General features: G+C 46.6%; 24 protein-coding genes and 1 pseudogene. 6 read left to right on the top strand and 19 right to left on the bottom strand.

The features are described 5' to 3' along the window. The first annotated feature begins 57 nt into the window (after positions 1 to 57). A pseudogene (locus tag GC097_RS19705) lies at positions 58 to 902 on the top strand (EcsC family protein). On the opposite strand, the gene GC097_RS19700 reads toward GC097_RS19705, so the two are convergent. The 5 genes from GC097_RS19700 to GC097_RS19680 form a co-directional block, all read right to left on the bottom strand. Next, entirely contained in the window at positions 903 to 1469 is a 567-nt protein-coding gene (locus GC097_RS19700; protein WP_171685014.1) for a DUF2812 domain-containing protein, read from the bottom strand. Next, positions 1466 to 1828, bottom strand: coding sequence for a PadR family transcriptional regulator (locus GC097_RS19695; RefSeq protein ID WP_171685013.1), 363 nt, complete (start codon positions 1826 to 1828; stop codon positions 1466 to 1468). The genes GC097_RS19700 and GC097_RS19695 overlap by 4 nt, the downstream gene beginning before the upstream one ends. A 180-nt stretch (positions 1829 to 2008) precedes the next feature. Continuing rightward, on the bottom strand, positions 2009 to 3484 hold the full coding sequence (locus GC097_RS19690) for an amidase family protein (protein ID WP_171685012.1): 1476 nt from the start codon (positions 3482 to 3484) through the stop codon (positions 2009 to 2011). 146 nt (positions 3485 to 3630) lie between these two features. Then, positions 3631 to 5148, bottom strand: coding sequence for a malate:quinone oxidoreductase (locus tag GC097_RS19685; RefSeq protein WP_171685011.1), 1518 nt, complete (start codon positions 5146 to 5148; stop codon positions 3631 to 3633). Between the two features lie 273 nt (positions 5149 to 5421). Further along, positions 5422 to 6228, bottom strand: coding sequence for a nicotianamine synthase family protein (locus GC097_RS19680; RefSeq protein ID WP_171685010.1), 807 nt, complete (start codon positions 6226 to 6228; stop codon positions 5422 to 5424). A gap of 198 nt (positions 6229 to 6426) precedes the next feature. On the opposite strand from GC097_RS19680, the gene GC097_RS19675 reads away from it, so the two are divergent. After that, positions 6427 to 6945, top strand: coding sequence for a GNAT family N-acetyltransferase (locus tag GC097_RS19675; protein ID WP_171685009.1), 519 nt, complete (start codon positions 6427 to 6429; stop codon positions 6943 to 6945). A gap of 11 nt (positions 6946 to 6956) precedes the next feature. Here GC097_RS19675 and GC097_RS19670 read toward each other — a convergent pair whose 3' ends face one another. Then, entirely contained in the window at positions 6957 to 7565 is a 609-nt protein-coding gene (locus tag GC097_RS19670; RefSeq protein ID WP_171685008.1) for a DUF2238 domain-containing protein, read from the bottom strand. Between the two features lie 250 nt (positions 7566 to 7815). On the opposite strand from GC097_RS19670, the gene GC097_RS19665 reads away from it, so the two are divergent. Next, positions 7816 to 8646: a pentapeptide repeat-containing protein gene (locus GC097_RS19665; protein ID WP_171685198.1), complete on the top strand. Its 831-nt coding sequence runs from the start codon at positions 7816 to 7818 to the stop codon at positions 8644 to 8646. Positions 8647 to 8720: 74 nt separating this feature from the next. Here the strand turns inward: GC097_RS19665 and GC097_RS19660 are convergent, their stop codons facing one another. From GC097_RS19660 to GC097_RS19615, 10 genes are all read right to left on the bottom strand, one after another. Continuing rightward, positions 8721 to 10094, bottom strand: a complete 1374-nt coding sequence (locus GC097_RS19660; RefSeq protein WP_171685007.1) for a sensor histidine kinase — start codon at positions 10092 to 10094, stop codon at positions 8721 to 8723. Next, positions 10087 to 10770, bottom strand: a complete 684-nt coding sequence (locus tag GC097_RS19655; protein WP_171685006.1) for a response regulator transcription factor — start codon at positions 10768 to 10770, stop codon at positions 10087 to 10089. Before GC097_RS19655 ends, GC097_RS19660 begins: the two co-directional genes overlap by 8 nt. A gap of 109 nt (positions 10771 to 10879) precedes the next feature. Beyond that, positions 10880 to 13012: a hypothetical protein gene (locus GC097_RS19650; protein ID WP_171685005.1), complete on the bottom strand. Its 2133-nt coding sequence runs from the start codon at positions 13010 to 13012 to the stop codon at positions 10880 to 10882. Positions 13013 to 13017: 5 nt separating this feature from the next. Then, the gene (locus tag GC097_RS19645; RefSeq protein WP_171685004.1) at positions 13018 to 14439 is read right to left on the bottom strand and encodes an ABC transporter substrate-binding protein; all 1422 of its coding nucleotides are present in this window, start codon (positions 14437 to 14439) and stop codon (positions 13018 to 13020) included. Continuing rightward, positions 14417 to 15808 (bottom strand): ABC transporter permease, encoded by a 1392-nt coding sequence (locus GC097_RS19640; protein ID WP_171685003.1) that lies wholly within the window; start codon positions 15806 to 15808, stop codon positions 14417 to 14419. Before GC097_RS19640 ends, GC097_RS19645 begins: the two co-directional genes overlap by 23 nt. A 17-nt stretch (positions 15809 to 15825) precedes the next feature. Then, positions 15826 to 16968, bottom strand: coding sequence for an efflux RND transporter periplasmic adaptor subunit (locus GC097_RS19635; protein ID WP_171685002.1), 1143 nt, complete (start codon positions 16966 to 16968; stop codon positions 15826 to 15828). Positions 16969 to 16994: 26 nt separating this feature from the next. After that, on the bottom strand, positions 16995 to 17888 hold the full coding sequence (locus GC097_RS19630) for a carbohydrate ABC transporter permease (RefSeq protein ID WP_171685001.1): 894 nt from the start codon (positions 17886 to 17888) through the stop codon (positions 16995 to 16997). Between the two features lie 30 nt (positions 17889 to 17918). Further along, positions 17919 to 18788, bottom strand: a complete 870-nt coding sequence (locus GC097_RS19625) for a carbohydrate ABC transporter permease (protein WP_312875704.1) — start codon at positions 18786 to 18788, stop codon at positions 17919 to 17921. 112 nt (positions 18789 to 18900) lie between these two features. Continuing rightward, positions 18901 to 20514, bottom strand: a complete 1614-nt coding sequence (locus GC097_RS19620) for a glycosyl hydrolase family 18 protein (RefSeq protein WP_171684999.1) — start codon at positions 20512 to 20514, stop codon at positions 18901 to 18903. A gap of 69 nt (positions 20515 to 20583) precedes the next feature. Further along, positions 20584 to 20985, bottom strand: a complete 402-nt coding sequence (locus GC097_RS19615; RefSeq protein WP_171684998.1) for an NUDIX hydrolase — start codon at positions 20983 to 20985, stop codon at positions 20584 to 20586. 34 nt (positions 20986 to 21019) lie between these two features. Here GC097_RS19615 and GC097_RS19610 point away from each other — a divergent pair, with 34 nt between their 5' ends. The 3 genes from GC097_RS19610 (at position 21020) to GC097_RS19600 (ending at position 22937) form a co-directional block, all read left to right on the top strand. Continuing rightward, positions 21020 to 21331 carry a DUF6376 family protein gene (locus GC097_RS19610; RefSeq protein WP_312875708.1) on the top strand — a complete coding sequence of 104 codons (312 nt, stop codon included), beginning with the start codon at positions 21020 to 21022 and terminating at the stop codon, positions 21329 to 21331. Between the two features lie 94 nt (positions 21332 to 21425). Beyond that, positions 21426 to 21977, top strand: coding sequence for an RNA polymerase sigma factor (locus GC097_RS19605; RefSeq protein ID WP_246294350.1), 552 nt, complete (start codon positions 21426 to 21428; stop codon positions 21975 to 21977). A gap of 3 nt (positions 21978 to 21980) precedes the next feature. Continuing rightward, positions 21981 to 22937 carry a DUF4871 domain-containing protein gene (locus GC097_RS19600; protein WP_171684996.1) on the top strand — a complete coding sequence of 319 codons (957 nt, stop codon included), beginning with the start codon at positions 21981 to 21983 and terminating at the stop codon, positions 22935 to 22937. 464 nt (positions 22938 to 23401) lie between these two features. Here GC097_RS19600 and GC097_RS19595 read toward each other — a convergent pair whose 3' ends face one another. The 3 genes from GC097_RS19595 to GC097_RS19585 all read right to left on the bottom strand — a co-directional run bounded on the left by GC097_RS19595 (position 23402) and on the right by GC097_RS19585 (position 25643). After that, positions 23402 to 24220 carry a class I SAM-dependent methyltransferase gene (locus GC097_RS19595; RefSeq protein WP_171684995.1) on the bottom strand — a complete coding sequence of 273 codons (819 nt, stop codon included), beginning with the start codon at positions 24218 to 24220 and terminating at the stop codon, positions 23402 to 23404. Positions 24221 to 24334: 114 nt separating this feature from the next. Further along, positions 24335 to 24838 (bottom strand): hypothetical protein, encoded by a 504-nt coding sequence (locus tag GC097_RS19590; protein ID WP_171684994.1) that lies wholly within the window; start codon positions 24836 to 24838, stop codon positions 24335 to 24337. Between the two features lie 112 nt (positions 24839 to 24950). Beyond that, on the bottom strand, positions 24951 to 25643 hold the full coding sequence (locus GC097_RS19585) for a DUF7002 family protein (protein WP_171684993.1): 693 nt from the start codon (positions 25641 to 25643) through the stop codon (positions 24951 to 24953). Between the last annotated feature and the right edge of the window lie 34 nt (positions 25644 to 25677).

The following is a 25677-nucleotide window of genomic DNA, read 5'->3' as shown; positions in this document are numbered from 1 at the left end:
TCTTATTGTCACACATTCGCATGGTAGATTTCAAGACTTGCAAAGGAGTTGTAGAAAATGACGGAAACGAGAGAAATTTTGCTGGAAGAGCTTCACAACATACAGGTTTGGGAAACGGAACAAAAAGATTTGTGGTTTTGGGAGAAAATAGGACGGCTGCCTTTCCAATTATTAGATCGGTTAACGCCCAAATTTGTAACTGCCAAATGAGCGAAGCCTTGAATGAGCTGGGGAATTATTTACAAGCGGGTGGCCGGTACCTGATTTCGGAAGCAGGCACACTGCGACATATTGAGGAAGTACGATATCGCAATGAGGGAATCCGTTCGGCGACAAAGGAAGTCGCGGCGATCGAAGACGTGAGGTCGCTTCCGCTGAACATCTTGGATCAAGCTGCCGATGAAATTGTTCAAAGCAGGACGAAGCTGGCCGGGCTCCAGGGAGCGACAACAGGCATTGGCGGAATTCTGACCCTCGCCATCGATATTCCGGCCGTACTTGGTTTGTCTCTCAAAACGATTCAAGAGCTGGCCATCTGCTATGGTTACGATCCAAATATCAAGCAGGAACGGATCTTTACGATCAAATGCATGCAATTCTCGTCAGCAGACATTGTCGGTAAAAAGGCGATCCTCGAAGAGCTTGCCAATGAGGCAGCGAATGAAAAAGCTGACGTTCAGATCATTTCGCAGCTTCAAGGCTGGCGTGAAGTTTTCGCGACATACCGCGATAATTGGGGCTGGAAAAAACTTTTTCAGCTGATTCCCATTGCCGGTATTCTCTTTGGCGCTTGGATCAATAGCGGAACGCTTAAAGACGTCGGAGAAGCCGCAAAGATGCTGTACAGGAAGCGGCGAATTATCGAACGATTAAGCGAGCTGGAACGAGATGGTATTTCATAGTTACTCAAGTACTTCAAGTTTCTTGATTTTTTTCTCGAATCGCAAGCAGCCGTAAGATAACAGCAGAACACACAAAAATTCCAGAAGTACCACGAAGGATATCGCGCTTCCTATCGCCACAGAGCGTGATTCGGAAAGTAAATTATTGATATTCAGAATAAGCGTTGGAATGTTTGCAATGGCAACGATTCCTAAAGTCAATTGGATCCTGCGGAAAAGCTGCTTCACCGATACGCGGTCGGTATAAATGTCATAGGACGCGTCTTCATGATAAGGTTTTCTGAAATAATGCCAACCTACCAGCGATCCTGCATGCTCCCAACCTGAATCCTCAAAAATGGCCAAATAATCATTTAAGTTTTTTTCCCCGGTGATTTTCTGGTAATCCATGCGATACACAAATCGAACAGAGGGATCCTTTTCAAATCGGTTTCGAAATATCCCCGGTTTATTCAGGTGTAAGCCTTGCGCAGACAAGCCGGTAAGCCAAGACTCATCCCTCTCGTAATTCCAGACAAATGAAAACCTAGTCCGATATTCGAAACCATTATTTGATGATCTTGTCATATTCCGCTCTCCCTCTCCTTCTGAACATTCGCGATGATTGATCTCGCATTCAGCAGCAACTCTTCCATACGTTCCATTTCGGCTTTTAAAACGCTTTTGCCCAACTCCGTTATACCATACAGCTTGCGTCGCGAATCCGCGCCAATATCGGTCTCAGGCACGTTTTCGATAAGCCCTTTTTTCAAGAGCGTGTTTAAAGCGGTATATAAGGTGCCTGCCCCGATGCGAACCCGGCCTGCGCTCATTTTTTCTACATCCTGCATCATGGCATAACCATGCGCAGCACGGGGATACAGAGTCACTAGAATGTAGTAAAACGCCTCCGTCAAGGGCAGTAAATCTTTAGATAACTCCGTCATGGTTCCTCCTCATTTCAATCGAGCTCTCTATACCGTCATTAATTATATAGACCTACGATATATCGTATGTTGATATAGTATCGCATGATATATCGTGTGTCAATATAGTTTTGGTCATTATTCGCAAATATAGTTAAAAAAGACTGCCGATTATTGCGGCAGCCTTTAATATAGGAATGCTTAATCTAGTTGAGGCGGAAAACGATGTTTCGTCGCTTGTTCAAATCCGTAAGCTATTTTAATCAGCGTAGGCTCAGAAAAAGCTTTCCCGGAAAAGACAACACCGAAAGGTCCCTTCGTGTGATCTCCATCCGCATCGATTACTCCAGTAAAGGAGTATCCTGCCGGTACACATACCAATGGATATCCCAAACGTGCGGCTATGTACATGCCGTCTACATCTCCCGGTAATAATAAGGCATCTAGTTGATAATTATCTATCACATAATCTATCCCTTGTTTTAAAGATAACTCGCTGTACGCTTGTTTCTTTTGCAAGTAAGCAAGTTCTGTCATCATTATTTCATCCGACCTGATCAATGTATCTTGCCCGTATTGCAAAGCAAGTTCCGAATGACTGTAATTATAGGCAATTAAATCCTTCAAAGAGTGAACCGGAACTGAGTGATCTAATTGCGATAAGTATTGATCAAGCCCCTTCTTAAACTCATAGCAAATGACGTCATTATTCCAACTGTTTTGTTCAATGTGAATAGTAATATGATCTACAACCGTGACACCTTCATTTTTCAAAGTCGTAATCGCCGCTTCCATGATCACCTTTCTTTCAGGATCTAAATGCTCATAGTAATGTCTTGGAATGCCGATTCTAGCATGTCGTAAAAAGGTTGCATCCAAGAAAGGCGTATAGTCTTTAAAGTGGCAATTCATGCTGGACAGTGTTGCCTCGTCTCTGTCGTCAACCCCGGCTAATGCGCCTAAAAGGATAGCTGCGTCCTTAACTGTTCTGGCGATAGGTCCTGGCGTATCCTGACTAACGGAAATCGGAATAATCCCAGCCCTGCTCACTAATCCGACAGTGGGCTTGATGCCTACGAGGAAATTTTGACTCGCGGGGCCAACGATTGAACCCGCCGTTTCCGTTCCGATGGCGGCAGCCCCCAAATTCACTGCGATTGCAGCCGCTGAGCCGGAACTTGAACCGCTAACGAACATTTCACCGGCTCCATAAGGATTAAGAACTAGACCGCCTCGTGAGCTGTAACCTGCCGGCATTTGACTGGACATGAAGTTAGACCATTCCGTCATATTCGTTTTTCCAAGCAGTATGGCTCCGGCAGCTCGCAGCTGTGAAGCGACATGCGAATCCCTGGCCGCAAAAGATTCGGCTAATGCCACTGATCCTGCACTTGTATGCATATTATCATGTGTGTCTATGTTATCTTTCAATAGGATAGGAATGCCGTGGAGCATTCCGCGGCTCCCTGTTTCTTTACGTTCCTTATCCAGAGCTCTTGCTATAAATAAAGCATCTGGATTTACTTCCAAGATTGAATTGATTTTACCGTCATATTTATGAATACGCTCTAAATAAACCTTAACTAAATCCTCCGAGGTAAAAAGCTCCGCTTCCAACGCATTTTGCATACTCGCAATATCAGCTTCTAGTATCCATTCATGTATATCGAAACTCATTCTGTCAGCTCCTTTCATCCATGCTTTTTTTCATCTAAAACTTACCATAAAAACTCAGATAGATGACACGGAGAGAATGGCTATATTAAAAAGGCCGTCTCAAAGTCGTTTCAGACTTTTTGAGACAGCCTCATATTTTGTACAGATTATGATACGGTTCTTCGTACTGCCTTTAATGGCAAGTTTTCGCTTAAACCAAGCGCATGCGCTGTTGAAGTATGAATTTCGTTGATAAGCTCTGGGTTTTTCAAAAGTGACACGCCATAAGTTGGAATCATCTCTTTTATTTTCGGCTCCCAAGCTTTCATTTGTTGCGGGAAGCATTTTTTAATGACTTCCAGCATGACGTGAACAGCGGTAGAAGCACCTGGAGAAGCACCAAGCAAGGCTGCAATCGAGCCATCTGCTGCACTAATAACTTCCGTACCGAACTGAAGTGTTCCTTTGCCGCCAGCTTCCGTATCTTTGATAACTTGTACACGTTGACCCGCTACTACTAGCTCCCAATCCTCGATCTTGGCACTTGGGATAAATTCTCGCAGCTCTTCCATACGCTTTTCTTTCGACAACATAACCTGCTCGATCAGGTATTTTGTCAAAGACATATTTTTGGCGCCTGCCGACAACATCGTGACGAGATTATCCGGTTTTACGGAAGTTACCAAGTCAAACATGGAGCCGGTTTTCAGAAACTTTGGTGAAAAGCCTGCAAACGGTCCAAATAACAGCGATTTTTTGTTGTCGATAAATCTTGTGTCAAGATGTGGAACTGACATCGGCGGAGCTCCAACCTTAGCTTTGCCGTATACTTTTGCATGATGCTGCTCGACAACTTCCGGGTTATTACATACCATGAATATTCCGCTTACCGGGAATCCTCCAATATGTTTTCCTTCAGGAATACCGGATTTTTGCAGTAAATGCAGGCTTCCTCCCCCGCCGCCAATGAAAACGAATTTAGCCGTATGGCGTTCGACGTTGCCCTTGTCGTTGCGTACTTTCAATTCCCATGAACCGTCACCGGCACGGTTTATATTATCAACGCTATGTTTATATTTAATATCGACGTGTTGACTTTTTAAGTGCTCAAACAATATGCGTGTTAAAGCACCAAAGTTGACATCAGTCCCTGAGTCGATTTTAGTTGCCGCAATAGCCTCGCTAGATTGACGATCTTTGATAATAAGCGGGATCCATTCCATGAGTTTTTCAGGATCATCGGAAAATTCCATCCCTTGAAACAGAGGATTGCTGGACAGAGCTTCAAAACGTCTCTTTAAAAACGCTACATTTTGTTCCCCTAGGACCATACTCATATGTGGCAATGGCATGATAAAGTCCTTCGGATTACGGATCAATTTGCTGTTTACAAGATAAGACCAAAACTGCATGGAAAGTTGAAATTGCTCATTAATTTTGATAGCTTTACTAATATCTACAGATCCGTCTGGTTTTTCTTCCGTGTAGTTAAGCTCGCACAGCGCCGCATGCCCCGTTCCTGCATTATTCCATTCGTTAGAGCTTTCCTCGCCTGCATTTTCGAGCTTCTCAAACACTTTAATTTCCCATTCCGGTACCAATTCTTTCAGAAGTGTCCCTAGCGTAGCACTCATGATACCGGCACCAATTAAGATGACGTCTGTCTTAGTTTCTCTGTTGCCCATTATTACCATCCTTATACCCTGAATTTGCAGAAAAGATGTAGGCTCTCCCGCTTAGGCGCACAGCAAGCCAAGGCGTAAGATATCACTCATCTTTTCCATATCAATTATAAGCCTATAGATTAAAATATTATCTTCTATTATATGACGATATACGCTATACGACAAGAACCGCGGAGAGAAAGTATTGGCTGATTATCCTTATTTCGCACAAATCAGCAACATTATGATGGGTTTAAAACAAAATAGCCGCGATTTACGCGGCTATTCATGAAATTAAACACCTTTCATTTGCATCGCTCTCTCCAAAATAATAGTGTCATATAGCTGCGACGATGTATGCACGTGGCTTTGCGTCCATTCGGACAACTCCTTGTCTTGGGGCAAAGGGTAATTAAACAGCGACTTCAGACCGCTGCCGTATCTCATCATGATTTTCGACCGGCTGTTCGCTGCATGCTTCAGCTCTTCAAGAACCTCAAGTTTATTCTCAACAAGCGAAGCTACAATAATATGCGTAGCCTCCTTGGTAAAGGCCAGCTGCTTCAACTTTTGATGACTGAAACCTATTTTGCTGCCGAAATCGGACATCGCAGCTGCCTGTTCGGCAAGCAGCACGGCTTCCTTGTCGATGTCCACCCCCAATACTTCTGCCCCCGTTTCCTGCGCAATCGTTAAAGCGGACAAAGGGAAAGCGCCCGAACCGACAAACAGTACCTTGGATTGATGATCAACTTGCAAGCTTGCTAACTCAGCCTGGACCGAATTTGATAATTGATCGATGTAATGACTAATTTGCTTTTCATGCTTATGTATAAGCCGCGATTGATATTTCTCTAATTCACAGAGAGCTTGAACGGCTGTCTCCCTTAGATTCCGCGCATGCTCCTGCACTTCGTCAAGCTGATTCCATGATTGCCATTTCTGCACATTTTCATCGTCATTAATAAATTCGCACAGAAAATCCAATTTATTTTTCAGTAAGGCAAAACAACTGGGGAAAACATTCGTGTACTTGGTCATTTGCCTAATTTCAAATTCCAACAGTTTCAAAGCAAGAATAAATTCGTACTTTTCTAACATCGATCACCCTCCTTTTACCTACTGGTTATATGCATATCAGACTCTTCCTGTGAAAAGTACTGAAACATGCTTAGAGGGAGAATTTATTTTTTAGGAAGGCGAGACAACAAGTGAATCGATAGGGATGGAGAAGCTCCCCCACGCTATAGTACAATGGGTATCATATGCTACTTATTTCGCATCAATTTGGAGGGCATGATGAGCCAACATACCGATCAACGATCACAGACTAAACTTGTTTTTTATCAAACTGAACATAAAACCGCTCTAGAAGCGTTTCATTTACCTGACACGCAGAAACAGTTTACCGGGATGCCGAAGGAAATGCTGCAGATCGCACTAGAGGATAAGCACCGCTTTCCGGTTGTTATCGTTGCGAATGGCAATCCCGTCGGATTCTTCGTTCTGTATGACGGCGAAGAAAGATTTGAGTATTCAGATCATGCGAATTCCCTCGTTCTTCGCGCATTTTCAATCAATTATTATGAGCAGGGAAATGGCTATGCCAAAGCCGCGCTTAGGCAACTCAAAGATTTTGTTGAACTGCACTTTCTCGAAGTTGAAGAAATCGCCTTAGCAGTAAACTTGCAAAACCCCTGTGCACGCCATGTTTACTTATCATGCGGATTCATAGATAATGGCCGAACAAAAATGGGCCGAAACGGCCTTCAGCATATTCTGGTCATGCCGATGAAAACAAAGAGGAGCTGCCATTAGGCAAGCTCCCCTTACTGTTTGTCGATGACAGGCATTTTCCTCCGTTTTGCCTGAACAACCAAATAGAGGCTGGTCAACACAGCTCCTATCGATCCGCAAATGATATCGGTCATCGTGTCAATTAAACTGCCGTTTTGCGAATTCAGTCCGAACCAGCGATCCGTCGTGAACTCATAGATTTCCCAGACTCCGGCCATAGCCACGGAAAAGAAAAGACTGAGCCATATCGCGACTTTCACACTTGAAACGACCGAACTTTCCTCGCTAGCACTTGCTTTTTGATAAATGAGTAAACCGACAAAACACAAAATTACGCCAGAAAAGAGATGCTCGACTTTATCCAAATAAGGAATCACACTGTAAAACCCGAATTCGTTCGCCAAAAACATCGTGATAAAAATGAACAGCAGCACGCAAAAGCGCAGCGCAGCAAACATCGTCGTCTTCGTCAACTTCAGCACAATTCGAATCAAAAGCAGTACCCCTGCAATCAAGACAGCCTGCCACATTTTTGGCGCTATGCCTTTGATCAGAAAATATACAAAACAAACCCCTGCAAGCACATACAATGCCAATTCAAAAAGATCGTTGCCTCTGCCTTTCCGGATCAGCTTTTGCATCTCAATCCTCCGTTTCCCATCAATAATTGCCTTTTTCCCATTCAGTAAATATTATAGTATTACCAAATTCGGTGCGGTGATACGGAGGCGTTCCTTGCCGCAAGTTTAGTTATAACTATCTTGCACCGTTGACGAAAAGAGACCTAAAAATTATATTTTATATGACATCTAACTATTCTTTTTTATACACCTTGCATAGGGAGGACTTCCATTGTCTGAGTTACAGGATAACGAAGAACTTGTTCCCGAGATGAACAATCGACGTCTGCGGTCTGATTGTGAAAACTGCTTCGGCTTGTGCTGTGTAGCTTTGCCGTTCTCCGCTTCGATCGACTTCGCGATCGACAAGGCAGCCAGCCGCCCCTGCCATAACTTGCGAGACGACTTTCGCTGCGGCGTGCATCAAGAGCTGCGGGAGATCGGCTTTCGCGGATGTACCGTGTACGATTGCTTTGGTGCCGGTCAGCAGGTCGCTAAAGTCACCTACAACGGGCAAAATTGGGTACAAGCCCCACATACCGCGAAGCAAATGTTTGAAGTGTTCCCAATCATGCGTCAGCTTCATGAATTGCTCTGGTACTTATCTGAAGCTCTGGAGCTGGAACAGTCGCGCTCGATACACACAGCGCTGCGCTCAGCGCTCGATGAAACGGATCGTCTAACAGCGTTAAGTCCTGAAACGCTCCTAGAGCTGGATATCATAGCGCACCGCGCGAATGTGAATGTTCTGCTCCTGCAGACAAGCGAGCTTGTGCGAGCCGGCGTTCAGCGAGAGCAGAAAGGTCCCCGCAAGCGTCAAAAGAGCTATGATCGCGGAGCCGATTTGATCGGAGCCAATCTCAGAAACGCTGATCTCCAAGGCGCATATTTGCGTGGCGCTTACTTGATCGCTGCGGATCTCAGAGACGCCGATCTGAGATCGGCTGATCTGATCGGAGCTGACCTGCGGGATGCCAACCTCCGTGGGGCTGATCTCACGGGAAGCCTTTTCCTCACGCAGTTCCAAATCAATGCGGCAATGGGCGATGCTCGTACCAAGCTGCCTTTATCGCTCAGCCGCCCTCCGCACTGGACATCTTAGATAGAGAAAGAAAGCTGTGCCAGAACGTCTTTTCAGACCTCTGAGACAGCCTCCTTTCTCCGCTTTGCCTTCAGTTACGATTTCCTTGGCTCCAATGGAAAATGGAGCGTCATTGTCGTTCCCTTGCCCAAACGGCTATCGGCGAGTATCGTACCGCTGTGCGCGCTTACGATCCATTTCGCGATGGCAAGGCCGAGGCCTGCTCCTCCGCTATTGCGGCTGCGCGCTTTGTCTCCCCTGTAAAACCGGTCAAAAATGTGCGGCAAGTCATGGCTGTCGATCCCCGAACCCGTATCCTCGACGACGATCTCGGCATGACTGCCTCTCTTGCGAGCGATTAGCCTAATTTTGCCCGAATCCGTTGTAAACTTCATGCTGTTGTCAAGCAGAATGACCAAGAGCTGATGCAGCCTTTCCGCATCTCCCAAGATTTCAAGCCTCTCCTCGATCTTCAGCACAAGCGCCTGCCCTTTCAGCTCGGCTACCGATTCAAACTTTCGTCCTACTTCCCGAACGATTTCATTCAGCTGTACAGGCTTTAAGCTCATTTCCTCCTGATTGGAGTCCGCCCTTGCGAGCGTAAGCAGTTGTGCCGTCAGTCTCCCCATCCGCAGCGACTCCGCATGCACCATCGACAGGGGTTCGCTCATATCGAGAATGCTGCGATCCGGATGACGGAAAACAAGCTCGGTATTCGCCTGGATGATGGACAGCGGCATGCGCAGCTCATGAGAAGCATCCGCCACGAACTGCTGCTGCTTGTCCCATGAACGCTTAATCGGGAGAAGCGCCTGATTGGCCAAATACAAGCCTGCCAGAACAGTCACCGCGCCGCCTCCGAAAATACCGAACAAAATCAGCTTTAGCAACTGTTTGAGCATATTTTGCTCGGAGTCAATGAGGGAGATCGCTTGAACGGACACGATATTCGAAGCAGGGCTGCTTGAAACATGCGTTTGAATCGTACGTTGGGATACTTGAGCGATATCTGTCAGCATCTGCTGGTTCATCGCAATCGGCTGCTCGTATTTCGTTGCATAGATGCGGTACGAATGTCCGTCCACATGGATGGTTTGCGGCTTAAGAATCGACCGGTACGGCTTGAACGCATCGATCGTTTTGCGATTCTGCGCCCCCGCGAGAATGGGATATGGATTCTCTTTGTCATCCCACATGACCAAAAAAGCCCTCGGATCTATCCCCTGCACCTGAATCAATGTTTTCTTCGTGTTCCCGTCCGTACGGGACATCTCGTTTTGGGCAAACAGCTGCACTTTGGCGAACATGAGCTGGGAATCCTGTTGAATTCTCAGCTGCAGCGATTCATCGACTTTAGCATACAGCTGATGCCGTAATTCCGAATACACGATTACACCAATGAGCGCAATGATGATGAAAAATACAACCGCATTCAACGCCGTAAGCCGGATCCGGGTTTTGTTAAACATGCATAGGCTCCTTCAACATATACCCAACATTCCGAACGGTATGGATGAGATGATCGTAGTCAAAAGGCTTTAGTTTTTTCCGCAAATAATAGATGTAGACATCTACCACATTTGAGCCTAAGTCGGAGTCTAGTCCCCACACCCGCATGCAAATTTGCTCCCTGGTCAGAATTTGCTCCCGATTTCGCACCAAATATTCGAGCAGCTCAAACTCCTTCTGCGAAAGATCCACCGGGTTTCCGCCTATGGCGGCTTCCTTCGTTCTGACATTCAGCGCAATCCGATGATACTCAAGCCCCGTTTCGCTATCGATTGCACCGCGTCTTCGCAGCAGCGCCCGCACACGTGCGAGCAATTCCGGCACCTCGAACGGCTTCGTCATGTAATCATCTGCTCCGGAGTCAAGCCCTTTCACCATATCCTCGACACTGTCCCTAGCGGTAAGGAATAAAATAGGCGTTAGTATCTGCTTAGCACGAATGGTGCGTACAATATGAAGACCGTCCATACCTGGCAGCATTCTGTCGAGCACCAATAGATCGTAGATATTTTGCTCCGCCATATAGCAGCCTTCTTCCCCGCACACAGCCGGATCGATTTGATACCCCTCTTCCGTGAGCAGAGTCGTAATGGTTTTGAGTAGATGGACGTCGTCCTCGACAACGAGAATTTTCATTATGTATGCCTCCTGTTTCTATGCCCGGCGAAGACTTGAACGCTTACGTTTTTACGGTTGGCTTAAGTATATAAGGACAAGATGAATGCCAGCTTAAAATGTCATGATCTTACTCCGCAAAAATAAACCAGTCAAGGTCCTTTTGAGCCAGCAGCACTTTCTGACCTTGAAATTCGTGGTAGACGCTGAGCCGATACGATGCGAAGTCTTTGACTTTATAAATTTTATCTTTGTTTGTGTAAGAAATGGTGGCATCGTGACTACCCAGCAGTAGTGACTTAGCGGGATCTGTTCCCTCAAAATCAAACGTTTGGCTTACGATAAGTTCTTTGCCGCTATCGACAAGCTCATCCGTCAGCTCAACGATAAGTTTATGATCTCTCATCTCGGCAGCAACCAGATCATTCCGGCTTAACTCATAATCGAAATCGAGCTGTACGGTTCCAGCGATAAAATTCGCCTGAGTACCGATATGACTTAACGTTATCGAATATGGATAAACAGCCAAACCAGCAAAGCTTGCCTGCGGCACTTTGTTTCCTTCAGGGATTCCGAATGCAACCCCGTTGACATAGCCCTCTTGCCGAGGTTTCGCCTTGTCATTTGTGGCAACAGCAGGTATTTCGTCTCCGAGTATCAACTGCATGCCTTCTGTCTTGTACCCTTTCGGTACCATCGCCCAAATGTACTGCAGCGCTTTCCCGCCAGGCATCACTTTATCGGAGGGAGCCGTTATGCTCGCCGGAAATACCGTCCCATCGGCCGCTTTGAATTGGGCGACCTGCTTACGCAATAGTGTAAACCTTTTTTCCAGATTTTCTACGTCCATGAGCACGGCGTACAAATCGGACGTATCACTATGAAAAATTTGATCGGCTCGAACGGTGTAAGCAGCGCTTTGACCGGTATCCTTCAGCGTTTTGGTTTCCCTTGCAGGGACAAATGCCATATTCATCAGATCTTTATTATGCTTGAACGTAAGCAGATCGACAATGGTATTGTCCGACTCCTTCTCTTGCAGATACAGGCTAATAGAGCTGAATTCGTCGGTATAAGGGATTTTGCCAGCAAAATGGATGTTTAGCTCTTTTCCTGGCTGCAGCGTTAGCGCTTTATCCATCCGGACGATCTTAGCTTCCACATTGACGGCATCATCGAGTCTAAAAGCACCCAGCAAATCCGGAATCGGAAGAGCCGCATTACTTTTATTTTTGATGATCACATTGGCGGCTAATATATCTTCATCCTCCCAGGGAAGACGCTGCAGCGAAGTCAACTGGGTAGTATACGTTCCAGTCTTAGTGGTAAAGTCATAATCGTGGCCAATCGACACTTCTTCAGCTGCTGCATCCGGTACTTCAAAAAAGGCGAGAGGCAGCTGAACGCTGCTTCCCGATTCTCCCGTAGAGACAGATTGCGTGATGATTAGCTGCCATCCTTCCGCCCCTGCTTCTCTCGGGATGGACCCGCTCAGTGTCCCCTCCTTCGTTGTTAGGGGCTGAATCGCGCTTCCTGCCGTGAATGCGCTCGATTGCAGCGAATACATCGCTCCGCTGCGCGTTCGCATGTAGTAACCGAGATCCGGCAATTTAGCTCCTTGAGACCCGTCATGAGTCAGTTCAAAGGATACTAGCGGCAAAAAATAGTCATCGTTGTAACTGAGCGTGGCACGGTTTATTTTGCCATGAAACGGTGTGCTTCCAATATTGAAAGCGCGCATGGCACCTGCGGGGGTTACGAAGCTGTAGTCCTGCGGCACGATGAGCCGGCCCACCTCTTGTTCATACCCTGCTGCCGCAAAATCCAATTTAACGAACTTAAACACCAGATCCTGCAGCTTTGCAGCCTGATTCACTTTGGCATAGAAATGAAATTCCTGTATTTGACCAGGGATAATCTTGTTTTTCACCTTATCCTGCTGCAGTAAATTGACAGTAAACTTCTCTCCGGCAGCGGACATCAATCTAACCAAATAGCTTTTAAAATCGATGTCATGCCCATCCCTGTTCGTAACGCTGAGCGTAAAAGTAACTAAAGCGCTATTGTCGCCGGGAAGCAGCTGAACGTCCTTGACCTCCATCGTGCTTTCATTTGTCAAGTTGACTTTCCCCACAGTATTGTCTTTGATCCGTTGGTCGTTCGTTACGTGCAAGGCCGAATCTGCCTGAACCGATTCCGTACTGGCCACGCTGCCGAAAACCATGAACAGGACGAGACAAATAATGAAATGTGAACGGTACATCATGCTTACTCCTGCAAATAAGTGCTGACTTTGTTTTGAATCACCTTGGCGACTTCTTCAGCGGATTTCTGGCCTTGGAAAAATGGCGCGGTTTCTTCCGCTACGACCATACTAATTTTCGGATCGCTTTCGGCAATTACCTTCGCGTTGCTTACAGCCTTCTCAATTGCGGCAATTTCCTCATCCGTAGCCGGCTGAAGCGTCATAGATTTGCCATTAATATTCAGCTTCATGTTTTTTCCGCCTTCGCCGGAACCCAGCTTCTTCAGGGTATCGCCTTGTGCTTTAGCGCCGTTCTTGTTCACAGCGAATCCGTTCAGTTCCATCGTCGATTGCATCTCGTCAGAGAGCAGAAACTTCACAAATTCCCAAGCTTCCTTCTTATTGGGGGATTTGCTGTTCATGGCAACGGGAAGCGAACTTGTAAACGAGCTTCCTCTCGTTTCATTTTCCGAAGGGAGATCGTAAAAACTCGATTTACCGTCAAAAGACATTTTTGGCATCGCATACATGTCCATGTACATAAGCAAGTTGGATTTGGGTTGAAAAACAACGGCGTCTTTATCGGCATTGTCGCCTTGAATGATGTTATCGTCATACATCGATTTGGCTAACTTCAAAAGATTGATGAATTCCGGCTTATCGAAGCTTGCCTTTTTGCCGCCCGCATCAACGAATTTGTTGTAAGAACTGTTCAGCATCAAGGTGATAAGCTGATCAGGATCGATTTTTCCCAGCGGATACGCATCGGGCTTGCCATCGTTATTTTTATCCGCCATCCAATTCTGTGCCAGCTTTTTGAAATCCGCCCATGTCCATTTGGTATCGTCAATCTTTTCGCTGCCTAGCACATTTAGATTGCCAAGCCATTTATTCAAGCCTATCCTCACAGGGACGTTATACAATACGCCATCGTATTTCATCGCCTCGAAAACCCCTGTATAATAGTTGTCTTTGGGGAAAGAAGCATCTTTATTCATCATATCGCCCATATTTTCGAGCAGCTTTTTGTCGGCATACTTTTTGTAAGGTAAATTACTGGTAACGATCAGATCCGAAGCTTTGCCGCTCATTAACTCAGCACCGACCGAACTTACGTATTTCTCGATGTTCTTAGGATCCGGCTTTGTCATCATGACGATATTTTGTCCGGGCCCCTGCGCTTTCGTCGCTGTATTCGGCGCAGCCGCATACTCTTTGATCTCGATTTTAATATCGGGATGGGCCTCTTCGAACTTTTGTTTCGCCAGTTCAAGAAACCGGTCCGATGTCATGACGGACAGCGACACCGTTTTGGGACCTGAACCGCTTTTCCCTTCACTGACTGTCGGGGCAGCGGTTGGATTTCCTGAACAAGCGGTAACACCTAGCATGGAAATGAGCGTACAAGCGAGAATGGTTTGTTTAGCTTTTATCTTGAATATCAAGAGAATTCACTCCTTTGAATTTATGAATAAATAAGACACATGAAATCATGAACACGCCTACGACAGCGTACTCTGTAAGGTCCAGCCGCATATTCAGCCCTGTTAGCTTAACGGTGGCAAATACCACTAGGGCTATAACCGGGATCATTAGAAATAGGCTTTGCAGTTGTATGCTTACCGGCACCCGCCTTATCGCCCACCACTTGAGCCCCGTCCATAAAATCGGAATCCCGCATGCCCCAATGAGCAGCAGTCTCCAAGAAAGCAGATCGACCACATCTGAGAGCCGTTCTTGCGGCGAAGGGACGTAGCCCGCCTGCACGGCTTGCTGCTCCCATACGCTCCTCAGCTTATCCACGTAAAAAGAGACTTGAATCAGCTCTTCTGGCAGCCATTCCGGGGCAATATAGAAGCGAAACCGGATCTGCTGCCATATCAAGGCTGTGCATGCAGCTGCGGCGAGCGTTGCGATGATGCAGAACAACAGAGTATATCGTTTATGCTTTACGATATTCGAAAATTCTTCTATCAACCGCCTCCGCCGGAATGATGTGATCTGCTCCCCCCACAGCCGGATAATCAACCGCACCAGCATATATATCGCAGCCGTCCCACAGCCAAACAGCAGCAGTTTTGGCAGTTGGGCGAGTTGACGATATCTGAGCACTTCGTTATCGATACGGAAGTTCGCCGGGTTCATCCCGAGGGCTCTCAGCCCGTTAACAGCGTCTGTCTCCGCTCGAACAGCCCCCTCCGAGTGAACGGCTAGCTGCATGTGTTGGATTCGGCTTTCCGGTCTCACATCAAGCATCGCAGTTACCGGAATCCATATATCCGCTATGCCGTCATCCGAGAGCTGTTTCAGTAAAGACTCGCGATCGGCATAAACCCCGGTGATCGTGAAATTTGTGTCAAACAGCTTTATTTGTTTGCCGACAACCGATCTGGAACGGAACAGCTTGTCAGCCGTCCGTTCACTAAGAACAGCGACGCGACTATGTTCATCAACCGCTTTTTGTGAAATCGTTGAACCGCTTCTCATCGGAAAGGAGGTGAATTGGCTGTAATCCCCGCTCACGCCGAATACATCGCAGAGCACCGAGACGCTGCCGGCAGCGGCCTTCTCCTGACCTGCCGCCGAGTAGGCGATCCCCAGCGGCCATTTCTTGGAGAACTGTTCGGCTTCTTGAAGCTCCAAGCCTTTCGCCTTCGATTCAGCGGCGTTCGCGTTCACAATAAGCTTATCCAACTGACGAGCCCCGCTTACCCGCTCCCAATCGGAGAGCACTGACGACATTAGCCCTAAGCTCCCTAGGATGAGCAGCATACCTAGGAGCACCAACCAGCCTCTTATGCGTAAATGACGCACCGCATTTGCCTCCTTACTCATTTGCTCTTCAGCACCCGGTCGCCTTCGGAGACAGGCTTGCTGCTGGAGACCACCACTTGATCCAGAGGTGAAATGCCATTCTCAATGGAAGTCATCTCGTCATCCGCATCTCCTGCCTGCAAGGAAGCCCGCTGCAGGACATATTCATTGCCAAGCGGCCCTTTCTTCTCCTTCACGATCAACGCATACTTGCCTTTATCGTCTTCCCTGATCGCATCATTGGGCAGCAGCGAACGGAATGGCGCCGTCTTCTGAACAATGTTGAATTCCCCTTTCTCCCCGCCTGTAAGCCGATCGTTTCGCAAGGCGAATGTCACCTCCTTCCGGTCCGAGCTAGACTGCGGAGCACCGGAAGAGGATGCTGCAGGCGTAACATCCCGAATGTCGGCAACCTTGGCTTTCATTCGTGCGTTGCTCAATGCGGCGAATAAGATATCGGTTTCATCGCCTACCTTCACATAAGAGCTCTTCTCAGTGGGAATCGTAGCTTTGAGCAACTGCCCCTTGGAAAAATCCGCAATTCGCACCGCAGCTTTCCCGCTTGGCACGGAGGCGTTCTTCACCGCATTCAGTTCCATTACAATGCCGTCAACCGGGGCAATCACTTGTGAATATTCAGCAAGCTGCCTCTGTAAATTATCGATTTGCCGCTTTAGAATTTGCAGATCCAGCTTCGCCGTTTCCATATCACGGGATAAATTGCGAAGCTGCTTCTCGTCATCGACTTGAAAAGCCTCGGCATAGGCATCCTGCTGCTTTTCCAAACTGATCTTCTTTTGCTCGTATCTGGCTTGGTTGTCTTTGAGCGTGTCCTCTGCATCTCTTGTTTTTAAAGTGACCAATACCTGACCCGCTTTGACGGTGTCACCTGCTTTCACATTCACCTCCAACACCGACCAAGTTGTTTCTACATACAAATCCGCTGTTTCCGCCGCTTCCACCGTTCCATAGCCCGAAACCTCGTGCGATAAACTGCCGGCATGCGATTGTTCCACAGTCACCTCAGGCAGTGAGATATTCAGCAGCGTATTTGAAAAAAACGTCAATGCCGCCATCGCAATCACGAAGCTGATGATAACCCTTTTGATTCCTCTTTTTTTGACCTGTTCGTCATCGGGGACGGCCATGGTTCCTTCCATTGCTAGTTCCTCCTATAAAGCTTTCTTTATCCCTTAATGCCGGAAAGTTGAATGCCTTCGACCAAGTATCTCTCCGCATAAAGCGCAATCAACAGAATCGGCAGCATATAAATCGCTGATGCGGCAAACGCAATGCCTCGCTCCCCTTCGCTGATCACCGATAAATAGACAGAGAGCGGCTGTTGGTAAGCCTCCTTCAAAAAAATGAGCGGCTGCTCCACCATATTCCATTGATCGATAAAGACGAGAATGGCCAGCGACGCGACTCCCGTGCTGCACATGGGCATAACGATTCTGGCGAATATGTACAAATGGCTCGCACCGTCTACACGAGCCGCTTCGATGTAACTTCCCGGCACGTAGGTCATAAACTGTCGCAGCAGAAACACACCGAAGCTACTGAATATCCCCGGATAAATGATGGCTCCATAGGTGCCAAGGAGGCCCAGCTTATCGGCGATGATGAAATTCGGTACGAGAGTTACTTGAAAAGGCATGAGCATCGTGACGATGTAGATGAAAAACAGGCTCTCACGGAAACGGAAGCGCAAATGGGCAAACGCATAGGCAGCTAACGAGGCAACCGCAATTTGACCGGCAATGACCGGCACTGTAATTTTCATAGAATTCCAGAACATGACCAGAAAATGGGGTCTTCCGATCAGGACGTTGTAATATTGCGAGAAGCTCACAAGCTCCGGAATCCATTTCAACTGTACGAACTCGCTGCTACTCGCTTTCGCTTTGTCCACGCCATCAAGAGCCGCATAATTGTTCGTTATTTCGCTCTCCGACATGAACGAATTGGAGGATGTCAGCACTAACGGAAAAAGAAATCCCGCTGTCATCGCCGTCAGCATCACAATGGCCGCCATTTGTCGAAGCTTGCGACCGGCCCGGAAGCGAAGCCGTTTATCCATACTGCTTCTCCTTTCAACTTAAAGTTTCAATTACCCGAACATTTTGCTGATTCGCCGCTCGATCAAGAAAATGAACCAAACCAGAAGTACAATGCCAAGCGCCATTAGGAAAGCTGCCGAAGTCAGCTTCTGGTAATCTAACGCTTTGAACATGTTGTTCATATAATGCTGCAGCATGTAAATGCTTGCATCGGGATATTCGCCGGCAATCAGATACGTTTCACGGAATACTTTGAACGAATTGATAATCGACATCAACAAAACGAAAAATGCCGTTGGAGTCAAGTAGATCAGCGTGATGGAGCGCCATTGCCTGAATCTCCCCGCCCCGTCGATCGAAGCCGCCTCGTAGTAGTCGTTCGGTATATTTTGAAGACCAGCCAGGAATAAAATCATGTTGTACCCGATATTTTTCCATAGATACACAATCATGACCACGAACAAGGCGGCCTCGCTCTCCATCCAGTCCTTTGGAACGAATCCCCAACCCGCGAGCAATCCGTTCAAGCTCCCATGCAAATCGAACAGAGCCTTCCAGACAAGTACGACCGAAGCAACAGGGATGACGAGCGGCGTAAGGAAAGCAATCCTATACGTTGAACGAAACGGCAGCTTTCGGTTTAGAAGCATGGCCAACCCCAATGAAAGCAGCATATTCAGAGGGACGCATATGCCTGTGAACAAGCTTGTGTTCACCGCCGCCCGGCGAAACATCGGGTTTCCCAGCAAGTCGCGGTAATTCGTCAAACCCGTAAACGAGCCGTCCACAGGGCTGTCTAACAGCGAGTAATAAAATCCCATTCCGAAAGGAAGCAGGAAAAAAACAACAAACCCCGTTACACTCGGCAGCAGAAAGCATAACGCCGCAACTCCTTCCTTATTCCTTAACCAGCTCAGCACAAAGCTATGACCTCCTCTCCACTTTGCACATCTTCTCATGCAAAAATTAGAATTGGATTAGAGCATAAAAAAACAGCCCAAAACTTGTCGTTTTGGACTGTCCGTAACTTATTTATTTTGAGAGTAATGCCCAATCAGAATCGGTATAATTGCCCATGTACCATAAGGAAATGCCTTTTAATCCATAGTACTTCGCAAGCCATACTTTTTTCTCAATACTTGTCGTGTCTTCGTAGTACATTTCGTGACGGCCCCGATCATCTTGAAAGACGATTTCCCTCAGAAAAAACGGCATACTCAAACCCTGATTCGCGCCCGGCGCCTTTAGGCGGTTCTCGACGGCCTCGATGTCCGGATTAAATAATTCGGATTGGCCGTTAGCTGTTATCCATTGATTGGCCTGCTTGGAAATGCCAAGCACGAGCTTTTCTTTCGGAACATACGCCAATGTTCGCTTCACAGCATCGTTCACGAGCGGCAGCGGCGCAGATGGAAGCTTACTGTCAAGATGAGTAAAATCATAGGCCATAAGAATGACCGTATCCGCTAAAGCGCCGATTTCCTTAAGATCATAGCCTTTGTAATAATAATCCGGCTGTACGGCTACAGACATTGGGTATGTCGGTATTGCCGCTTTCAAGGCTTTGAGAAATTGGATATAGTCCGGCGCGCTATCGGCTTCCATGAGTCCTTCGAAATCCATCGTCACTCCGGTGAAACCATACTTAGAATCAGTAAGAACCGCTTTTAATGATTGGATAAAAGCTTTCTGAGCGGGCTCGTCCTTCAAAAAATCCTTAAGATTCTTCTCACCGTAATAAACCATCAAATCTTTATCGACTTTAGCCGCATCCGCTGTCTGTACAGCCTCTTCCCATCCCGATGGAATACGGTATTCTGTTGTGTCTGTCTCTAACTTGGCAGTGCCTGCAGCTGTGTAAGCCAAATGCGACCATCCGAAGGCAACTTGATTCAGCAGTGGCATACGTTTAATCGCCGGATAGGAACGAATCGCATAGAAACCTATCTTCTCTATTCCGTGCGCAGCCACCTCTGTATCAATTAGACGGTAAATGATGGCAGCCGCTTCTTTACGCGTTAGTGATTGCTGCGGGTGAAAGCCTGTTTGATCACCTTCCATGATCCCTTGGTTTACCGCATAGTAAGCGTATTGCCCGAGTTTATCACTCATGGCCCCGCTGTCGGCAAAGTTTCTCTTCTCCTTCTCCTCTTTCCAGCCTTGAACCGTCCAACGGTTGCGAGCTTCGGCCGTCTGAGAATCGAGTAACGCTTTGCCTACAACGCTTGCCACTTCTTCTCTGGTTATCGCATTTTCCGGATGGAGCATGCCTTGCGAATCCAGCATGAAATCAATCCATTTCCGCTCATAAGCCGCGGATACGAATGGATACGACCATCTTCCCTGGTTAACATCCGAAGGCGCTCCCGCCAAAGCGGAGGCGGATGTTGCCTCTTGGTGTTTGGCCGTCATCAACAATTTAATGAAAGCTTCCCGGGTCAACGTATTGTCCGGCTTATAAGTTAAACCCGAGTATCCGTCAATGATACCGATCGCGGATAGCGAATACACTTCATTTTGAAACCAATCTTGATCGGTTACATCCGTGAACGGCTTTAAGGATACATCATACGCATAGGCGGTTCCTGCCGAGGCCAATACGCAAAGCGCAGCAGCTTGAACCGCTACTTTTTTGAATATAGACAATGCAACTCTCTCCCCTCTGTCCTAATTTGACGTCAACAGTGAGATTTAGTTGCACAACATTCCAAATCTTTAAGGAAGCAAATTCTTCTCATGCAAGTGATCAAAAATAAGTTGAACGACACGAGATGCTCGATCCCGGTCCTTGTAGGACAGCCACGCCAATTCATCGATTTCGGAAGCGGGGCTTAATTCGCCGTCAAAATCTGCCGTATAACAAGCCATTTTTACTACAATACCTTCAGTCTTACCGTCCGCTTGCGCTTCGAAATTCCCGAAATGTTTGACCGTTTCCGGCTTAACACGTACGGAAAGCTCCTCTTCGATTTCCCGGATCAGCGTCTCGGTATCGGTCTCTCCAGGGTCTCTTTTACCTCCCGGCAAATAAAATAATTCTTTCCCCTTCGAGCGCGTACCCAATATTTGGCCGTCAACGATGCGAATTAACGCGATTTTATCAATAAATACAGACATTTCCATGTGCTCCCTTCTATTCCTTTGAAACTCTATTTTCTATAAAAGCGTATTAAAACAATACCAAACAATTCAAGTATTCTCAAATTACGCGAAAAAGGAGCTCGAAAAGCAATTGCTGACCTTACAAACGCAAATCGAGCAATTTAATTTGCAAAGCGTACCGGCTTTCGCCAAAGATTTTCATCAGCAATTGGTAGATAAAAATAAAATCTTATTAGACGAGATTAATCAAGTGGTGGAAAACGGACATCTGGCGCTGGATAAACTGCAAAACTCCCAAATCCTTGCAACCATCAATGGCATCTCCGGCCTGATCAATCGGATTTCAAATCTGGGAGCCTAACAAAAGGAGTTGAGCGGCTTTTACGCTTAACTCTTTTTTTATTCAAAAGGGAACCTTTTGTGCTCTGAACGGTCTTATTTATTGAGGTGAACAAATGTCGGACGAGATGGAATACATACAGTTTCTAGCACATGGATACGATCGTGAACTCATACTGTGTGACTTAATGGAAAAGTTCGGGGAAGATGTGTGGAACTTTGCCTTCTTTATGTCCAAGCGCGCTGATGTAGCTGATGACTTGTCACAGGAAGTCTTCTTAGCTGCATACAACGGGATGTATGCCTTTCGCGGGGAATGCTCTGTAAAGAGCTGGTTGCTTACGATCACCAGAAATAAAGCGTTGCATTATTTGCAAGGTGCTTTTATTCGCAAAGTTACGTTGACGAACCGCTTCATTGCAGAGGATTCGTCCCCTCCGGCTGAACAAGTCTTATTCAATCGGCTTGAAAACCAACAGTTATGGGACACCGTTATTCAGCTGCCGCGAAAATATAGGGAAGTCCTAATTTTGGATTACCACTATGGGCTAAAACATAAGGAAATTGCCAAGTTGATACGTGTTTCGGAAGGTACCGTCAAATCAAGAACACATCGTGCGAAGAAGAAATTGAACGAACTGTTAAAACGAGAACACGAGGAGGTATAACCTATGACAGAAGAAAAGCCATACTGGGCGAAGGGAATGGCCGAATCACCTTTTTCTGACAAACATTTCACACCTCAATTGAAAAACAAAGTACTGATTCGAGCAAGTGCTGCACGCAGTAAAAGCAGATTCTCCACGATTGCTGCTGCAACGTTATTGCCAGTAGCCATTGTATTGTTTGTGTTTGTCATCTTCACGAATAAAGATGATCTCACATTCTTTGATACTCCTACTTTTGAGGTATCGACAGGTTCCGTTGCCGAACAGAAACAATATTATGAGCATGGGCGCTTACTGCTTTCCGTCTCTCCCCAACCTGACGCAAGAGCCGGGGAAATGAACGGATATCTTTTTCATTTTGAAGAGCCTTTCGAGAATTTTTCGGGGAAAACAATGACGATTCAAGCAGCACATTTAGGGACTGGTCTGGTGGAAACAGTCTCTTCCGAGATCATCAAAGAACCAAGCAGCGGTTACCCCGGGCTCGAAAGATACGCGGTCAGATTTGCACTTCCACTAGATGGAATGTGGCGAATCGATGTGAAAGTAAATGACAGCATTTATGGTAAATTGATGTTGCATATGCAAAAACCGTCTTGGGAGATCACTCCGTTGTTCCAATCAGATGTTTATTGGCTACATGGAATAGAAAAAAAAATCGGTTTTATTGATGCAGGGTTCATCGCGGGAAAGTCTCAGAAATATATGTGGCATTTTTGGGGAACGGATGAACAGCTAAACGGCCCCTTTGAGGTGAAAGCGGTAAAAGAAGGATCCGATAACATTATCAAAGTTTTCGCTTCAAACCCTTTGAGCTCAGCAAATGCTTTAGGCGGACCACTTAATGGTGCCGACAGAGTGCTTCCAACCTCCATGATGCTTCCCGAAACGGGGCGTTGGCGGCTGCTCCCTTATGTGCATGGACAACTGCTTGATCCGATTGTAGTTGATGTCAAGTGAACGGCATGCTTACGTTTCTCAATACCAGTAAAAACTACCTCTAATTTCAATGGCGCTATATCGACTTGGAAATTAACGGTAATTTCTCCTGCTAATGAGTTAGGATTTGCGAAAAATAGGCAGTTTCAGAAAAGTAACGGTAGTTTTTCAGGCTGTCGAGAAAGTCTTGTGGAGTTTTCGACAGTTTGATATTTATGTGGAGGGTGTCTCCTTTTAGAATAAAAATTGATTTAAATCGATCTGAGAGAGAACTTTTGAACCTAAAAACGACACTATTTATTTTAAACTTAAAAAAAGGCACTTTCTCGACAGCCTGAGTTTTTCCAGTTAAACGTTCCAGGATGAATTAATAAGTGAAAATACATGGAGAAAATCCTGTTATTCCAAAATAGGCGAGTCACCTCGAGGGAACATCAAAACGGCTATGATGAGAATACCATCATAGCCGCTTTCATTGCTTATGGCTAGACAACGCCCATGCGCAACCGGTAACCAAACAAAATCTCCCTTTCTTCACCGCCGAATGCCTTTGCTACTTGTTCACGAAAGGCGTTAATTTCGTCATTCAGCTCATCTGCGCCTAATTTCAATGCCGTTTGCAAGCCACCCTGGCTAAATGCAAGATTGGCATAACGCTCCGCATCGCAAGTTTCCCAGTTATGAAAAACGATCTCTCTGGCATAGCGGAATAAGCCTGAGCGGCGAATTTGCTGCAAATGCTCCTCCTTGTTCCACTTGTGAGCCTGCTGCTCCTTCGGTGCCAGCTCTAACGCGCGCGCGTCGCCCAGCGTGATTAGCCTCTGGTACTGCTCCTCGATTTTCCAATCGAACGCCGGCGGCCAATCACAGTCGTATGCGGCGAATACACCGCCGGGACGGAGTACGCGGGCGAACTCGCGGAGCGTGCTTTGCGGCTCCATCCAATGGAACGACTGCGAGCAAGTGATGACGTCGGCGGATGCCGATGGCAGGTCCAACTCATGGGAGAGCCCTTTTACAAACTGCATATGGTCCGGCTGATTGCTCGCTTCCCACTTGCTCACGGCTACCGCGCGCATATCGTCGCTTGGCTCTACGCCAATGATTCGTTCAGCTTCATTCAGCCATAAAAAAGTCGAGAGACCTGTGCCGCATCCAACGTCAACGACCGTTTGCGGTTTTCGCTGCAAGTATGTAGTTAACAACTTAACGACTTCTTGCGGAGCCGCGGGACGATTCTGATCATACAATGCGCCGAAGCCGGCAAACCGCTGTACATTACTTGTGCGTACGTTTTCAATCATGGTCCATTCACTCCTTCATTCAGCTATATTCCTGATTATACCTTATTCTGTTAGGACCTGCCGAAATGAGAAAAGAGCCGCCAAGGCAGCTCCTGCAACTTCCGATTGCTTTATTTAATCCGTTATCGCTTTTTTCAATAACTCATCGACTTTGGCTTGCATGCTGCGAACGGTAGTTTTTTTATACTGCATACCGAGCCGAAGCACCTTCAGCTGCTGTCTGCGCGAAAGACTACGAAACCGAGGCTCCCGTTTCATAAAAGTACGGATGATCGACCAACTGCTAACGGTCACTCGATCCGGACGAATGGCTGGCACATCGTAAGGAAGAGATCGTTTGCGAAACTGCTGAACAAACTTCCCGATGCCTGCCGACAACTTACTCTCATCGACCAAACACACTGCTGTTTGTTTCGATGTATGCTTTTTGAGGAAATGAAAATGATGATGGCCATCTAAAATGACGTATCCCTTCGCCTTTCTGCTTTTCTGAACAACCAACAGGTGCATGAGGTCTTGCGCGACTTTTTTTAATTCTTTTTTTCGTCCCGAGGTTTTGGTTATGGTACTTTCCGGTTTGATTTTACTTAGAGGAATATATTGCACCGTAAATCTCATCCGTCCCCCTCCTCGTCACCACTGTTTAAAGACATCAATTTGTTTGATGTAACAGTGTATGTGGGATAAGATTGAGTAGTTGCATGTCTCCTCGAAAATCGTCGTAAGAATACTAGATCTCTTCTATATCCGACCAAGGCTTAGTCAATTGCTTCCAACTATCTGGGAGAGCTAGAGCCTCATTTCCGCTCACATAAACAGCTGTTAGAAGGTCCTTTACACCCTGCATTTTCCCTTCAAGGAGGACCTCACGTATCTGAGATGGCGTGCTGGGCACCAAATCATTCTTAATGAGACTAAACTCCTCAAGTGGCAAAAACATAGCCAAACTCTTCTTATACGAACAATGCTTTGGAAATCGCGGCGAGCTGCCCGAATCGTATTTGGATAGCTTTACTTCGGTGCGGTGTTTGGATAACAAGTTATAGGCATGAAATGCAAGAACAGCAAAGGCCTCCTGCGGCTCTCTCCTGGCGTAGGTGGCCATCATTTTTTGACAATCCCTTAACGTCGGCCAAAAGAACACATGTCGGTCTAGATATGTCCGAAATTGTTTTTGCGTTGTGGACGCATCGATCATGCTGTCAGCAATTCTCAGGTGAGAATTGATCGTGATCTCTAGATCGTAATAATCGAGATGCTCGGGCTTTAACCGGCGTTCGCCTCCGTAGACAGGTTGGACACTATAACTGGAAAACAGCGTATCGAAATGAGCAATTGCATTTAGATTTTTCGCTCTCGTAAAATGGTATAAGATTTTCCTGTTTTGAGCTTTCGTTATTTGCAATAATACCGAATCGTCCATTGTATCTGCTCCTTGTACATCAAACCTTCCCATA

This window comes from Paenibacillus planticolens (assembly GCF_013141725.1).
GTDB lineage: Bacteria > Bacillota > Bacilli > Paenibacillales > NBRC-103111 > Paenibacillus_E > Paenibacillus_E planticolens.
Note: the sequence above shows the minus strand (reverse complement) of the source record. Positions and strands in the feature narration are given on the sequence as shown.